The sequence below is a fragment of the Enterobacter sp. Y17 genome, from assembly GCF_019730495.1.
Classification (GTDB): domain Bacteria; phylum Pseudomonadota; class Gammaproteobacteria; order Enterobacterales; family Enterobacteriaceae; genus Enterobacter; species Enterobacter asburiae_B.
The window spans coordinates 3,005,372-3,018,603 of record NZ_JAASKP010000001.1 but is presented as its reverse complement, the minus strand read 5'-3'; the positions used below and the strand labels follow the sequence as shown (position 1 = coordinate 3,018,603).

15 protein-coding genes are annotated in these 13,232 nt (G+C 56.4%); 9 read left to right on the top strand and 6 right to left on the bottom strand.

Annotated elements, in window-relative coordinates:
• Positions 1–49 precede the first annotated feature (49 nt).
• Positions 50–784: a 23S rRNA (guanosine(2251)-2'-O)-methyltransferase RlmB gene (rlmB, locus tag HCH49_RS14195; protein ID WP_033144466.1), complete on the top strand. Its 735-nt coding sequence runs from the start codon at positions 50–52 to the stop codon at positions 782–784.
• A gap of 90 nt (positions 785–874) precedes the next feature.
• Here rlmB and HCH49_RS14190 read toward each other — a convergent pair whose 3' ends face one another.
• Entirely contained in the window at positions 875–2,149 is a 1,275-nt protein-coding gene (locus HCH49_RS14190; RefSeq protein ID WP_221702871.1) for an MFS transporter, read from the bottom strand.
• 193 nt (positions 2,150–2,342) lie between these two features.
• Between HCH49_RS14190 and HCH49_RS14185 the strand changes: the two genes are divergently transcribed.
• Positions 2,343–3,965 carry an isovaleryl-CoA dehydrogenase gene (locus HCH49_RS14185; RefSeq protein WP_033144468.1) on the top strand — a complete coding sequence of 541 codons (1,623 nt, stop codon included), beginning with the start codon at positions 2,343–2,345 and terminating at the stop codon, positions 3,963–3,965.
• On the opposite strand, the gene HCH49_RS14180 is transcribed toward HCH49_RS14185, so the two are convergent.
• The 3 genes from HCH49_RS14180 to bsmA form a co-directional block, all read right to left on the bottom strand.
• On the bottom strand, positions 3,962–5,893 hold the full coding sequence (locus HCH49_RS14180) for a methyl-accepting chemotaxis protein (RefSeq protein ID WP_221702870.1): 1,932 nt from the start codon (positions 5,891–5,893) through the stop codon (positions 3,962–3,964). The genes HCH49_RS14185 and HCH49_RS14180 overlap by 4 nt on opposite strands.
• A gap of 172 nt (positions 5,894–6,065) precedes the next feature.
• The gene (gene yjfN, locus HCH49_RS14175; protein ID WP_032665074.1) at positions 6,066–6,353 is read right to left on the bottom strand and encodes a DUF1471 family protease activator YjfN; all 288 of its coding nucleotides are present in this window, start codon (positions 6,351–6,353) and stop codon (positions 6,066–6,068) included.
• Positions 6,354–6,489: 136 nt separating this feature from the next.
• Positions 6,490–6,819: a biofilm peroxide resistance protein BsmA gene (bsmA, locus tag HCH49_RS14170; RefSeq protein WP_029740376.1), complete on the bottom strand. Its 330-nt coding sequence runs from the start codon at positions 6,817–6,819 to the stop codon at positions 6,490–6,492.
• Positions 6,820–6,956: 137 nt separating this feature from the next.
• Between bsmA and yjfP the strand changes: the two genes are divergently transcribed.
• Positions 6,957–7,679: an esterase gene (yjfP, locus tag HCH49_RS14165; protein WP_221702869.1), complete on the top strand. Its 723-nt coding sequence runs from the start codon at positions 6,957–6,959 to the stop codon at positions 7,677–7,679.
• Positions 7,680–7,846: 167 nt separating this feature from the next.
• On the opposite strand, the gene yjfY is transcribed toward yjfP, so the two are convergent.
• Positions 7,847–8,122, bottom strand: a complete 276-nt coding sequence (gene yjfY, locus HCH49_RS14160) for a DUF1471 family protein YjfY (RefSeq protein ID WP_221702868.1) — start codon at positions 8,120–8,122, stop codon at positions 7,847–7,849.
• Between the two features lie 341 nt (positions 8,123–8,463).
• Here yjfY and rpsF point away from each other — a divergent pair, with 341 nt between their 5' ends.
• From rpsF to rplI, 4 genes are read left to right on the top strand one after another with little or no spacing between them, the layout of a single operon-like run.
• Entirely contained in the window at positions 8,464–8,859 is a 396-nt protein-coding gene (gene rpsF, locus HCH49_RS14155; RefSeq protein ID WP_014068637.1) for a 30S ribosomal protein S6, read from the top strand.
• Positions 8,860–8,865: 6 nt separating this feature from the next.
• The gene (gene priB / locus HCH49_RS14150; RefSeq protein ID WP_221702867.1) at positions 8,866–9,180 is read left to right on the top strand and encodes a primosomal replication protein N; all 315 of its coding nucleotides are present in this window, start codon (positions 8,866–8,868) and stop codon (positions 9,178–9,180) included.
• Between the two features lie 4 nt (positions 9,181–9,184).
• The gene (rpsR, locus tag HCH49_RS14145) at positions 9,185–9,412 is read left to right on the top strand and encodes a 30S ribosomal protein S18 (protein ID WP_000135199.1); all 228 of its coding nucleotides are present in this window, start codon (positions 9,185–9,187) and stop codon (positions 9,410–9,412) included.
• A gap of 41 nt (positions 9,413–9,453) precedes the next feature.
• Positions 9,454–9,903, top strand: coding sequence for a 50S ribosomal protein L9 (gene rplI / locus HCH49_RS14140; RefSeq protein ID WP_023310148.1), 450 nt, complete (start codon positions 9,454–9,456; stop codon positions 9,901–9,903).
• 76 nt (positions 9,904–9,979) lie between these two features.
• On the opposite strand, the gene HCH49_RS14135 is transcribed toward rplI, so the two are convergent.
• Positions 9,980–10,624, bottom strand: a complete 645-nt coding sequence (locus HCH49_RS14135) for an OapA family protein (protein ID WP_221702866.1) — start codon at positions 10,622–10,624, stop codon at positions 9,980–9,982.
• Between the two features lie 233 nt (positions 10,625–10,857).
• On the opposite strand from HCH49_RS14135, the gene fklB reads away from it, so the two are divergent.
• Together fklB and cycA are read left to right on the top strand one after the other, a co-directional pair.
• Complete coding sequence (fklB, locus tag HCH49_RS14130; RefSeq protein WP_008502892.1) at positions 10,858–11,478, top strand: FKBP-type peptidyl-prolyl cis-trans isomerase; 621 nt, start codon at positions 10,858–10,860, stop codon at positions 11,476–11,478.
• A 311-nt stretch (positions 11,479–11,789) separates the two neighbouring features.
• Entirely contained in the window at positions 11,790–13,199 is a 1,410-nt protein-coding gene (gene cycA / locus HCH49_RS14125; RefSeq protein ID WP_048977313.1) for a D-serine/D-alanine/glycine transporter, read from the top strand.
• Positions 13,200–13,232: the final 33 nt, after the last annotated feature.

The following is a 13,232-nucleotide window of genomic DNA, read 5'->3' as shown; positions in this document are numbered from 1 at the left end:
ACCCTCTCCCCAGCGGGGGGAGGGGAAATACTTATTACGAGAACCATCAATGAGTGAAATGATTTACGGCATCCACGCGGTGCAGGCCCTTCTCGAGCGCGCACCGGAGCGTTTTCAGGAAGTGTTTATTCTGAAAGGGCGTGAAGATAAGCGTCTGATGCCGCTGATCCACGCGCTGGAAGCGCAGGGCGTGGTGATTCAGCTGGCGAACCGCCAGTTCCTGGATGAGAAAAGCGAAGGCGCGGTCCACCAGGGGATCATTGCCCGCGTGAAGCCGGGTCGTCAGTATCAGGAAAACGATCTGCCTGATCTGATTGCCGAGCTGGATAACCCGTTCTTCCTGATCCTCGACGGCGTTACCGATCCGCACAACCTCGGGGCGTGCCTGCGCAGCGCCGATGCGGCGGGCGTGCACGCGGTGATCGTGCCGAAAGATCGCTCCGCGCAGCTGAACGCGACGGCGAAGAAGGTGGCCTGCGGCGCGGCGGAAAACGTTCCGCTGATCCGCGTGACCAACCTGGCGCGCACTATGCGTCTGCTGCAGGAAGAGAACATCTGGATCGTCGGTACCGCCGGTGAAGCGGATCATACTCTGTACCAGAGCAAAATGACCGGCCGTCTGGCGCTGGTGATGGGTGCGGAAGGCGAAGGCATGCGTCGTCTGACCCGCGAGCACTGCGACGAGCTGATCGGCATCCCGATGGCGGGCAGCGTGTCGTCCCTGAACGTTTCCGTTGCGACGGGCATCTGCCTGTTTGAAGCGGTGCGTCAGCGCGGAGAATAAACAGCAAGGCCGTCCACAGGACGGCCTTTTGTGTTTTCTCCCTCTCCCCGTTGGAGAGGGGCGGGGTGAGGGCACCTGACGGTGACAACCTCACTCCTCTAGCGACCGCAAATGGTCGTCCTTCCTCAGCGTCATCAGCGCGAAAATACTCACTACCGCCGTCGCCATCACGTAATACGCCGGAATATCCAGGTTGCCCGTCTGCTTAATCAGCCCGGTAATAATTAACCCTGCGCATCCCGAGAAAATCGCGTTCGACAACGAGTAGGCCAGCCCCAGCCCCGTATAGCGCACGCGCGTCGGGAACATCTCAGACAGCATCGCCGGACCCGGACCCGCCAGCATGCCCACCAGACCGCCCGCAATCAGCACCACAACAGCCTTCACCGCTAGCGTGCTGGACTCCGCCTGCAGGATTTTCAGCAGCGGCAGGGCGAGGATCAGCAGCAGCGCGGTGGCGAGAATCATTACCGTGCGGCGCCCGATCCGGTCGCTCAGGATCCCCGACGGAATGATGGTCAGCGCAAAACCAATATTCGAAATCACCGCTATCAGCAGCGCCTGGTTAAACCCGGTGTGCAGCGCCGACTGCAGATAGGTCGGCATAATCACCAGGTAGGTATACCCCGCCGCAGACCAGACCATGACGCGCCCAATTCCCATCACGATGGCCCGGAGCGTAGCGGCAGTATCCGCCTGAGCGACAGCCGGTTTATCCTGCTGCTGCACAAAGCTGGGCGTCTCCTCCATGCTGACGCGAAGCCACAGCGCCACAACGCCCATAGGCAGCGCCAGGAAGAACGGAATGCGCCAGCCCCAGTCGTGCAATGCCTCTGGCGTGAGAAGGGCGGAGAGCAGCGCCACGATGCCTGCGCCCGCCAGCAGCCCCAGCGCCACGGTAAAGGACTGCCACGCGCCATAGAGCCCACGCTTGCCGCGCGGGGCGAACTCCGTCATCAGCGAGACCGCGCCGCCGTACTCGCCGCCCGCGAACAGCCCCTGCAGGATGCGTAGCAGCGTAATAATCAGCGGCGCGGCAATCCCGATGCTGGCGTAGACCGGCACAACGCCGATGGCGGCGGTAGCGAGCGTCATTAGCACCAGCACAATGATTAGCGTCGGCTTACGGCCAATCCGGTCGCCGATGCGGCCAAACACCACCGCACCCAGCGGGCGGAAGAAGAAGGCTATGGCAAACGAGGCGTAGGTGAGGATTAGGCTGGTCAGCCCCGCCTCTCCTTCAAGCTGGAAGAAGTTTTTCGCAATGACGGTCGCCAGAAAACCGTAGACCGCAAACTCATACCACTCGATAAAGTTACCAATGGAGCCTGCAATTAATGCTCGCTTGTGCGCGTCCGGTTGCATAACGATCCTCACTGAAAGGGGTAAGAATAAATTATTCAATAAAAGCGAAGTCATGAAATAGTTTATTCTTATATTCTGTGAGCTATTTCACGAATGATATCAGCGGGATCGTGAACGTGTGACTCCCCTCCCATGCAGCGTGCGCGCGGTCTGTCCATACTTATCGTCATTGCCACTGAAGGAGGGAGACAGCATGCACTGGCAGACCCATACCGTTTTCAATCAACCTGCACCGCTTTCCAACAGCAACCTTTTCCTCTCGGACTGCGCCCTGCGCGATGCGGTCGCGCGTGAAGGGGCCGAGTGGGATATTGAGCTGCTCGCCAGCATCGGGCAGCAGTTGGGCACCGCGGAGTCGCTGGAGCTGGGCCGGCTGGCTAACGTCAACCCGCCCGAGCTGTTACGCTATGACGCCACCGGGGAGCGGCTGGACGACGTGCGTTTTCATCCGGCATGGCACTTGCTGATGCAGGGGCTTTGTGCCAACCGCGTGCATAACCTGGCGTGGGAAGAGGAGGCGCGTAAAGGGTCGTTTGTCGCTCGGGCCGCACGCTTTGTGCTTCATGCTCAGGTAGAGGCAGGCACGCTTTGCCCGGTCACTATGACGTTTGCCGCCACGCCGCTGTTGCAGCAGGCGCTCCCCAAAGCATTTCACGACTGGCTGACGCCGCTGCTCAGCGATCGCTATGATCCGCACCTTGCCCCCGGCGCGCAAAAGCGCGGCCTGCTGATTGGCATGGGGATGACGGAAAAGCAGGGCGGCTCGGACGTGCTCAGCAACACCACCAAAGCGGAAAAATGCAGCGACGGCAGCTACAGGCTGGTGGGGCATAAATGGTTTTTCTCCGTCCCGCAAAGCGATGCGCACCTGGTGCTGGCCCAGGCGAAGGGCGGGCTATCCTGCTTTTTTGTGCCGCGCTTTTTGCCTGACGGACAGCGCAACGCCGTGCGTCTGGAGCGCCTTAAGGACAAGCTCGGGAACCGCTCCAACGCCAGCAGCGAGGCGGAGTTTCTCGATGCCTCCGGCTGGCTGTTGGGGGAAGAGGGCGAAGGGGTACGGCAGATCCTCAAAATGGGCGGTCTGACGCGCTTTGACTGCGCGCTGGGCAGCCACGGACTGATGCGTCGGGCGCTCTCGGTGGCGCTGTACCATGCCCACCAGCGTCAGACCTTCGGCAAAAACCTCATCGATCAGCCTTTAATGCGCGAGGTATTAAGCCGGATGGCGCTGGTGCTGGAGGGGCAAACGGCGCTGCTGTTCCGCCTGGCCCGGGCGTGGGACAAGCGTGCCGATCCGCAAGAGGCCGCCTGGGCGCGGCTGTTTACCCCGGCGGCGAAATTTAGCGTCTGTAAAGCAGGCATCCCGTTTGTGGCTGAGGCGATGGAGGTGCTGGGTGGGAATGGATATTGCGAAGAGAGCGAACTTCCCCGCCTGTACCGCGAGATGCCGGTGAACAGCATCTGGGAAGGGTCAGGAAATATTATGTGCCTGGACGTTCTGCGCGTGCTGGCGAAGCAGCCGGGTATTCACGACCTGCTTGCCGACGAGTTTGCGCAGGTGAAAGGGCAGGACAGACACTTCGACCGCAGCTGGCGACAGCTTCAGCAAAAACTGCGTAAACCGCAGGAGGCGCAGGGGCGAGAGATCGCGCAGCAGCTTTTCTTGCTGGGTGCCGGAAGCCAGATGCTGCGGCACGCATCGCCCCCGGTGGCGCAGGCGTGGTGCCGCATGATGCTGGATACCCGTGGCGGCACGCTGATGAGCGAGCAGGTGCAAAGCGACCTGCTGCTGCGTGCGACGGGCAGAGTCGGTTAGCCTTTTAGCTGGAACAGGCTCACCAGCTGAGTCAGGTGTGAACCCTTCTCGCGCAGCGTTTGAGCGGTTTGTTCGCTGCGTGAGATGCGGTCGGCATTGATATGCGACGCTTCGCCAATATGGGTCATGGCGAGGTTCACCTGGCCGATCCCGGCGGACTGCTCGCGTGAGGCATGGTTAATCTCGGTGACCAGCTGGCTGATGTTATCGATATGAATGATGATGTCGTCCATCGCCAGGCGCGTCCGTTCAGACAGCGCATGACCCTCACTCACTTTTCTGAGCGTATCGCCAATCAGCTGTTCAATCTCCTTCACCGCGTTAGCGCTGCGTCCCGCCAGGGCGCGAACTTCCTGCGCGACTACCGCAAACCCTTTTCCGTGCTCGCCTGCGCGTGCCGCTTCCACTGCCGCGTTCAGCGCCAGAATATTGGTCTGGAAAGCGATGGACTCGATCACGCGGGTGATGTCTTCGATGCGTTTTGACGCTTCGCGAATGTCGTCCATGGTCGACACCGCGTGAGTGACCGTCTCACCGCCCTGATGGACCGCGAGCGAGGTTTCACCCACCAGCTGCTGCGTTTGCTCCATGTTGGCGGCATTTTGCTGCACGGTGGCGGCCAGCTGCTCCATGCTGGCGGACGTCTCCTCCACGCTGCTGGCCTGCTTGTTGATCTGCTCTGAAATCTCGCCAGTGTCGGCGGCCAGCGCGTTGGTGCCCAAATGGATCTCGCCTGCGGCCTCACGAACCTGCAGGACAATTTTTTGCAGGCCGCCGCCGATGCCGTTGATAGCATCGATCAGCTGGCCGACTTCGTCCTGACGCGTCACGGGCAGGCTGGAACGGAGATCCCCTGCGGCATATTGTCGGGCAAGATGGATCACGTTGCCCAGCGGTCGGGTCAGCACGCGGCGAATAATGACCACGAACAGGCCAGCAAAAAGGATGGATAAGGCCACGCCGGCCAGCAGGAAGCGATCGCGCATGGCGGTAACGCTTGAGAGCAGCACCGATTTATCCACTTCGCCCACGATAGTCCAGTTCCAGCCCGGCAGCGGGGTATAGGCCATTTTCAGCGTGCGGCCGTCGTCGCTTGTACGCTCCAGCGTGCCGGGTTTGTCACTCAGAAGCTGTTGCTGCGTCGCGCCGTCCCATTTCGGCAGTTTTCCCTCTTCGCTGGCGTGGAACAGGTATTGCCCACGCGTTTTGCCGTTACTGCGATCCAGCACGAAGAAGCGACCGCTCTCGCCCAGGCGGCGGTTGAGGATTTTCTCGCGCATGACGTTCCAGGAGTGGGTGATGTCCACCCCGACAAAGACGATCGCAATGATCTGCCCTTCGGCGTTTTTAACGGGCTGGTACTGGGTGATGTAGCGTTTGCCGAACAGCAGCGCCAGGCCGCGGTACACTTCACCTTTGTTGACGGCGGCAAAGGCCGGGCTGGCGTTATCCAGAACGGTACCCATTGCCCGATCGCCATTCTCTTTGCGCAGGGAAGTGGCTACGCGCACAAAGTCGTTACCGCTGCGTACAAACAGCGTCGAAATGGCTCCCGTACGGTTCAGGAACTCGTCCGAAAGGGTGTTATTTTCATGCAGCCCGGTGTCTCCGCCTTTCAGAAGCGGAACGCTAAGTCCGTTAATCGTCTGGGGTTGGGAAGTATCAATGTTCAGGGGCTGCGGTAAAAAGGTGGTAAACAGGCGGGTATAGCTCTCAACCTCTTCACTCAGGCTGGTATTAAACATCTGCACCATGTCGACCATGCCGGTGGACTGATTATGCAGATCTTCGACCGCAAGGGCTTCAAGCTGCTGGCTGGCTTTTTGGCTGAGCAGAAAAGTGAATAGCAGAAACAGCGTGGCGACACTGACGCCAGTCAGCAGCGAGAGTTTCGCCCCCAGGCCCGCACGGCGGAAAAAGTTGATCATAAATTGCTCATCATTGAAAAGTTATGGTTCTTCAACGGCAGAGCGGGGATTACGTTTACTGTTTTAATGTAACAAAATGTTATTTAATTGTTCTTTATTGGTTTTATATAAGATAAAAAATTTGCAAAAACGAAAAGCCACTAAAAATAAGTGGCTTTTATCAGGAAGGAGATTACACGTAGAGAATGGCCTGTACCCGCCAGCGATCGATATGGTTATCTTCCTGCATCTGGATGATGCGATACCATGAAGCACCCTGCTCATCGGCCTTTAATGCCACGACACGTTCAACGTCTTGCGGGCTCCCCGAGATATTATTCACGGAGATCTGGCCAATTTCATTCAGGCCAGTCACACAATCAGCACTGGCGAATTCTGCTGACTGCGCGGTGGTGCTCAGCAGGCCTGCTGAGAGCAACAGTGAGGTCAAAGCAAGAGTTCGTTTCATCGTCAGCTCCATTTCACATATATCCGGTATCCGCCGGGCAATCCTTCGCTAATAAACTCCCTTCCATTGATGCGGGCGTGGAGTTTATTGTGGACAGGAAAATGTCTATGGACGCAAAGCAGTGTAAATCTCGTTCAAAGGAAAACCATTATTTGCGGTACAAAATGGCCTGTGAGTACCACTGTCCCGTTATGATGGTTTCGTCGATCATAATGATGACGTAATAATCTGCTTTGGCGGCGACGGCCTGTGCTTTTATTGCCGATTCTGCGTCATCCGGAGAGCCGCGAACCAGCGCGGAGATGGTGCCCATTCGTTGTAATCCTTCCGTCTGATTACGACGAATCTCCTGTGGATGATCGGCGACCGGTGGAGCGGGTTGCGGCGTTCCCTGCAGCGCGCTACAGCCACTCAGCAGAAACACCAGCAATAAAGCAGCAAACCTGCGCATAACCATATCTCGTTTCCTGATAGCCATAGTGTAGTTGGCTGTGAATTTAGTTTTGGGGGAATGTTCCCGAAGTGTTATCTGGGACGTATATTTCGAATGAAAATGACGCGAAAGCGTAACCCAGTTCTCAACATTATGAATCATAGATTCGCACAGGGTCGACAATGATTGAAATTGAAATACGCCACCTCGGCGACCATGAAATTTTACACGCGATGCCGGTGGGTAAACGTGATAAACCGCTGCCTGTTGTGGTTTTTTATCATGGGTTTACCTCATCGAAGCTGGTTTACAGTTATTTTGCGGTAGCGCTGGCGCAGGCGGGTTTTCGCGTGGTGATGCCAGATGCACCCGACCACGGCGCACGCTTTATGGGTAATGAACAGGCGCGGCTGGGTCAGTTCTGGCAGATTCTGCACGGGAGTCTGACCGAGTTTGCCGGGCTGCGCGATGCGCTTTATGGGGCAGGGCTGGTGGCCGACAATCGTCTGGCGGTAGCCGGGGCATCGATGGGCGGTATGACGGCGCTGGGGATTATGACGCATCATCCTGAAGTGAAGTCTGTCGCCTGTCTGATGGGCTCGGGCTACTTTACTTCGCTGGCGAAGACCCTTTTCCCCCCTCAGAATTTAGCGGAAATGACGGCGACGCTAGCAGAGTGGGAAGTGACCCGGGCATTACCGCGCGTGGCCGATCGTCCGCTGCTGCTGTGGCACGGTGACGCGGATGATGTGGTCCCGCCCGAGGGAACCTTCCGTCTGCAGCAGGCGTTAATGAATGAAGGGCTGGACGGTAATCTGACCTGCCTGTGGGAACCGGGCGTCCGCCACCGCATCACGCCAACGGCGCTGGACGCTACGGTGGCGTTTTTCCGCCAGCACCTGTAACGCGCAGGACTTTGACGCCCTTATCTTCCCGCTTCGGGAGGATCTCTGGGGGCTCTTTTACCGGGAGTATTCCGGAGCTATTCACAAAAAAAAGCCCCCGGGCAGGGGGCAACGTCAACTATGGCTATGTTCTCGTTGTTGGCTTTCCTGGTGCTAGCGTTAAAGCGTTATCGGTAAATATCTGCACTGGCGTGCATATTGCCGTTGCTGCCGGGCTCACGGGTTAACATCACGTGGTAATAGGTTGCGCCCTGCGCATCGGTTTCTTCATTTAGTGCCTGATCTGCTTCACTTTCCGTGGCGAAATTATGATTGATGTAAATTACGCCCAAGCTTTGCACATCATCCATGTTTCTGGCCTGTCGGCTGTCTAACTTGATGGCTGCCATCGCGTTTGCACTGAGCAAAAGCGCCGCCATCATGGCTAATGCGATTTTTTTCATGATATGCGCTCCACGACTACGTGCTGCGAGAGGGGGGATGCTCCTTCTTTAATTCAGGCGATCTCTGATTAAAGTGTAATCACTCATCCGGTGAGGATGCGTGACCATTTCTGATGCAGTTGTTCAAAAAAACAACGCTTCCGGGTGTGACCAATTTTAAATCACCCACTTAGACCCGCTTCGCGCTTTGTGCGAATTATTTGTGCAATCAGCTTGAGTTTCCAGGGGCGCGCAAGTATTATGACGCGTCAATTTTTCAGCCGACCTTTAACACGTTCCTTGCCTCCCCGGGCCTCGGCTGACCCAGACAGGAGGCTGAATAATCCGTAAGGAGCAATTCGATGCGTCATTACGAAATCGTTTTTATGGTCCATCCTGACCAGAGCGAACAGGTTCCGGGTATGATCGAGCGTTACTCTGCTGCCATCACTGGTGCAGAAGGTACGATCCACCGTCTGGAAGACTGGGGCCGCCGTCAGCTGGCTTACCCGATCAACAAACTGCACAAAGCACACTACGTTCTGATGAACGTTGAAGCGCCGCAGGAAGTGATCGATGAGCTGGAAACTACCTTCCGCTTCAACGATGCCGTTATCCGCAGCATGGTTATGCGTACCAAAAACGCAGTTACCGAAGCATCTCCGATGGTTAAAGCGAAAGACGAGCGCCGTGAGCGTCGCGATGATTTCGCAAACGAAACCGCAGATGATTCTGATGCTGGGGATTCTGAAGAGTAATTTCTGATGACCAACCGTCTGGCGTTGTCCGGCATCGTATGCAGGGCTCCCCTTCGAAAGGTCAGTCCATCAGGAATTCCGCATTGCCAGTTCGTGCTTGAGCATCGTTCTGTGCAAGAGGAAGCCGGGTTTCACCGGCAGGCGTGGTGCCAAATGCCCGTTATTATTAGCGGACACGATAACCAGGCCATTACTCACAGTTTAACGGTCGGTAGCGCAGTAATCGTTCAGGGGTTCATCTCTTGCCACAAGGCAAAGAACGGCCTGAGCAAAATGGTTCTGCATGCCGAGCAGATTGATTTGATAGATTCTGGAGACTAGCCATATGGCACGTTATTTCCGTCGTCGCAAGTTCTGCCGTTTCACCGCGGAAGGCGTTCAAGAGATCGACTATAAAGATATCGCAACGCTGAAAAACTACATCACCGAAAGCGGTAAGATTGTCCCAAGCCGTATCACCGGTACTCGTGCAAAATACCAGCGTCAGCTGGCTCGCGCTATCAAACGCGCTCGCTACCTGTCCCTGCTGCCGTACACTGATCGTCATCAGTAATCGGGCACGGTCCATTAATACGACTTTAAGAGGATAAGGTAATGCAAGTTATTCTGCTTGATAAAGTAGCAAACCTGGGCAGCCTGGGTGATCAGGTTAACGTTAAAGCGGGTTACGCACGTAACTTCCTGGTTCCACAGGGTAAAGCTGTTCCAGCTACCAAGAAAAACGTAGAGTTTTTCGAAGCACGTCGCGCTGAACTGGAAGCCAAACTGGCTGACGTTCTGGCGGCTGCTAACGCTCGCGCTGAAGCAATCAACGCACTGGGCACCGTTACCATCGCGTCTAAATCAGGCGACGAAGGTAAACTGTTCGGTTCCATCGGTACCCGCGATATCGCTGATGCAGTTTCTGCAGCAGGCGTTAAAGTGGCTAAGAGCGAAGTTCGTCTGCCGAACGGCGTTCTGCGTACCACTGGTGAGCACGAAGTTGACTTCCAGGTTCACAGCGAAGTGTTCGCTAAACTGGTTGTTAACGTTGTAGCTGAGTAATTTTTTACTCTGCTCACGTTGAAACGCCGGCCTTGTGCCGGCGTTTTGCTTTTTACAGATCCGGCAGATCCGGGCCTTAACGCGCCCTGATAAAACTGCCGTCTGGCTGGCGGGTAAACAGCACCTGTTGTCCATTTCCCGTATCAATCGTTAACCCTGTCACCACCCCGCTGGCATTCTGGCGAACCTGTACCATCTGTCCATTCTGCAGGTTACTGAGCGGTTTACCCGCACCTTCCACCTTCGCCATGGCATACACGTCGGTTGGCGGCAGATTGTGGTCGCGGAACAGCTGTGCCAGCGTTTTACCCGGCTCTACGCGATAAGAACGCCACTGTTGCTCAATACCGGTAGGCTGTTGCGTCTGAGGCTGAGACGGGGCGGCGGCTTGATCCTGCGGCTGTTCATCCTGAATAGGTTCTGGCTCAACCGGCGCGACCTGACCCGGATCGTTAGACGGGGTCACAAGCTGCGTCTGCATCGGCTGTGCGTCAGGCTGCGGCCGCGTCTGCGACTGAATGTCCAGTTGGGCATTGCGGGTGACGGGTGCGGTATCGACATCATCGCCCCTGGAAGGAAGCAGGAAGCCCACGATCACCATCAGCGCGCCAATGATGATCCCTCTGCGATGCAGAGGAGGCAGCGGGTCCATGATGCGAAAATTGTCCGGCGCCTGCCAGATTTTCGCCAGGGTAGGTTTCAGTTCAAATCGCCCGGGCATGGCACTCCTCCTGCTCCGCGTATTTTTTATCCTGTGCCCCGAAGTATAGTTTGCTAACTGCCTGAACGGCGTAGTAAACCCGACATCCGTGACATCAGTTCGGGATTAATCCTGGTTATCTCTATTGTTTCTGTTTCGTCGCGGTTTGTCACCTTAACTTCAGACAAAGTTTTACCCATAAGGGCATGGCTGATATGCTGCCCGCTACTTTAAATGTGATGGAAGGAAAACCCATGACCACCCCGACTTTTGACACTATCGAAGCGCAGGCAAGTTACGGTATCGGCTTGCAGGTAGGACAGCAGCTGAGCGAATCCGGCCTGGAAGGTCTGTTACCAGAAGCGCTGGTGGCGGGTATCGCTGACGCGCTGGAAGGCAAACAGCCTGCCGTTCCGGTAGACGTTGTGCACCGTGCGCTGCGTGAAATCCACGAACGTGCTGACGCCGTGCGTCGCGCGCGCTTCGAAGAGATGGCAGCCGAAGGTGTGAAATATCTGGAAGAGAACCGCGAGCGTGAAGGCGTGAACAGCACCGAATCCGGTCTGCAGTTCCGCGTGATCAATCAGGGCGACGGCGCAATCCCGGCGCGTACCGACCACGTTCGCGTGCATTACACCGGTAAACTGATCGACGGTACCGTGTTCGACAGCTCCGTGGCGCGCGGCGAACCGGCTGAATTCCCGGTCAACGGCGTGATCGCCGGCTGGATTGAAGCTCTGACCCTGATGCCGGTCGGTTCCAAATGGGAACTGACTATCCCGCATAACCTGGCCTACGGCGAGCGCGGCGCTGGCGCGTCCATCCCGCCATTCAGCACCCTGGTCTTTGAAGTCGAGCTGCTGGAAATTCTGTAATCGAATTTTCTTATTTCCTCTCCCCGGTTGGGGAGAGGAAAATAGTGTAAAAACCTATAGTTACGGTGCTATCAACATTTTATCTTGCAAACGAAACTGTTGCGTGTATTTTTGTGAGCTGTTTCGCGCTGTATGAGTGATATGACACTCACTTTCAACATATTATTAACATAATATCTAAATCATAGTATTCATCCCGCCGATTCTTACCTAATATCGATTAGCCCTTACAAGGGAACGTCATCTTTTGACGTATTTAAAGGCCAGAAGAGCCTTAACAACACAGACAGGCATAAACAGGAAAATATCACATGGTAGATCAGGTCAAAGTCGTCGCCGACGAAGAGGCGTCGTCTGAACAGTCGCTACGGCGCAATCTCACTAACCGTCATATTCAGCTCATTGCGATTGGGGGTGCCATCGGTACCGGGCTGTTTATGGGGTCGGGCAAGACCATCAGTCTCGCCGGGCCGTCGATCATATTCGTTTATATGATCATCGGTTTTATGCTCTTCTTCGTGATGCGTGCAATGGGTGAATTGCTGCTCTCGAACCTCGAATACAAATCCTTTAGCGACTTCGCTTCTGACCTGCTCGGGCCGTGGGCGGGCTATTTCACCGGCTGGACCTACTGGTTCTGCTGGGTCGTCACCGGTATGGCGGACGTCGTGGCGATTACCGCCTACGCGCAGTTCTGGTTCCCGGGGCTGTCGGACTGGGTCGCCTCGCTGGCGGTCATTGTTCTGCTGCTGAGCCTGAACCTCGCCACCGTTAAAATGTTCGGTGAGATGGAGTTCTGGTTCGCGATGATCAAAATCGTGGCGATTGTCGGGCTTATCGTCGTGGGTCTGGTGATGGTGCTCACCCACTTCCAGTCGCCAACGGGCGTTCAGGCGTCGTTTACCCATCTGTGGAATGACGGCGGCTGGTTCCCGAAAGGCATTAGCGGCTTCTTTGCCGGCTTCCAGATCGCGGTTTTTGCTTTCGTGGGCATTGAGCTGGTGGGCACGACGGCAGCGGAGACCAAAGATCCCGAGAAGTCTCTCCCGCGCGCGATTAACTCTATTCCGCTGCGTATCATCATGTTCTACGTCTTCGCGCTGATCGTCATTATGTCCGTGACGCCGTGGAGCTCCGTGGTGCCAACCAAGAGCCCGTTCGTTGAGCTGTTCGTGCTGGTAGGCCTGCCTGCTGCCGCGAGCCTGATTAACTTCGTGGTGCTGACCTCTGCTGCCTCGTCTGCCAACAGCGGCGTATTCTCCACCAGCCGTATGCTGTTTGGTCTGGCGCAGGAAGGCGTGGCGCCGAGCGCGTTCGCCAAGCTGTCGAAGCGCGCGGTACCGGCAAAAGGGTTGACCTTCTCCTGCATGTGCCTGCTGGGCGGCGTGGTGATGCTCTACGTGAACCCAAGCGTGATTGGCGCGTTCACCATGATCACCACGGTCTCTGCGATCCTGTTTATGTTCGTCTGGACCATCATCCTTTGTTCATACCTGGTGTACCGCAAGCAGCGCCCGCACCTGCATGAAAAATCGATCTACAAGATGCCGCTGGGCAAGCTGATGTGCTGGGTGTGCATGGCGTTCTTCGTCTTCGTGCTGGTTCTGCTGACGCTGGAAGATGATACCCGTCAGGCACTCATCGTCACGCCGCTGTGGTTTATCGCGCTGGGGCTGGGCTGGGTGTTTATCGGTAAGAAACGTATGGCAGGCGTAAGGTAAAAGCAAAACGGCAACTTCGGTTGCCGTTTTTAG

What these genes read in the sequence shown, in the direction of transcription:
- rlmB (WP_033144466.1), top strand. Translation starts at nt 50, where the DNA reads ATGAGTGAAATGATTTACGGCATCCACGCGGTGCAGGCCCTTCTCGAG.
- HCH49_RS14190 (WP_221702871.1), bottom strand. Translation starts at nt 2,149, where the DNA reads ATGCAACCGGACGCGCACAAGCGAGCATTAATTGCAGGCTCCATTGGT.
- HCH49_RS14185 (WP_033144468.1), top strand. Translation starts at nt 2,343, where the DNA reads ATGCACTGGCAGACCCATACCGTTTTCAATCAACCTGCACCGCTTTCC.
- HCH49_RS14180 (WP_221702870.1), bottom strand. Translation starts at nt 5,893, where the DNA reads ATGATCAACTTTTTCCGCCGTGCGGGCCTGGGGGCGAAACTCTCGCTG.
- yjfN (WP_032665074.1), bottom strand. Translation starts at nt 6,353, where the DNA reads ATGGAGCTGACGATGAAACGAACTCTTGCTTTGACCTCACTGTTGCTC.
- bsmA (WP_029740376.1), bottom strand. Translation starts at nt 6,819, where the DNA reads ATGGCTATCAGGAAACGAGATATGGTTATGCGCAGGTTTGCTGCTTTA.
- yjfP (WP_221702869.1), top strand. Translation starts at nt 6,957, where the DNA reads ATGATTGAAATTGAAATACGCCACCTCGGCGACCATGAAATTTTACAC.
- yjfY (WP_221702868.1), bottom strand. Translation starts at nt 8,122, where the DNA reads ATGAAAAAAATCGCATTAGCCATGATGGCGGCGCTTTTGCTCAGTGCA.
- rpsF (WP_014068637.1), top strand. Translation starts at nt 8,464, where the DNA reads ATGCGTCATTACGAAATCGTTTTTATGGTCCATCCTGACCAGAGCGAA.
- priB (WP_221702867.1), top strand. Translation starts at nt 8,866, where the DNA reads ATGACCAACCGTCTGGCGTTGTCCGGCATCGTATGCAGGGCTCCCCTT.
- rpsR (WP_000135199.1), top strand. Translation starts at nt 9,185, where the DNA reads ATGGCACGTTATTTCCGTCGTCGCAAGTTCTGCCGTTTCACCGCGGAA.
- rplI (WP_023310148.1), top strand. Translation starts at nt 9,454, where the DNA reads ATGCAAGTTATTCTGCTTGATAAAGTAGCAAACCTGGGCAGCCTGGGT.
- HCH49_RS14135 (WP_221702866.1), bottom strand. Translation starts at nt 10,624, where the DNA reads ATGCCCGGGCGATTTGAACTGAAACCTACCCTGGCGAAAATCTGGCAG.
- fklB (WP_008502892.1), top strand. Translation starts at nt 10,858, where the DNA reads ATGACCACCCCGACTTTTGACACTATCGAAGCGCAGGCAAGTTACGGT.
- cycA (WP_048977313.1), top strand. Translation starts at nt 11,790, where the DNA reads ATGGTAGATCAGGTCAAAGTCGTCGCCGACGAAGAGGCGTCGTCTGAA.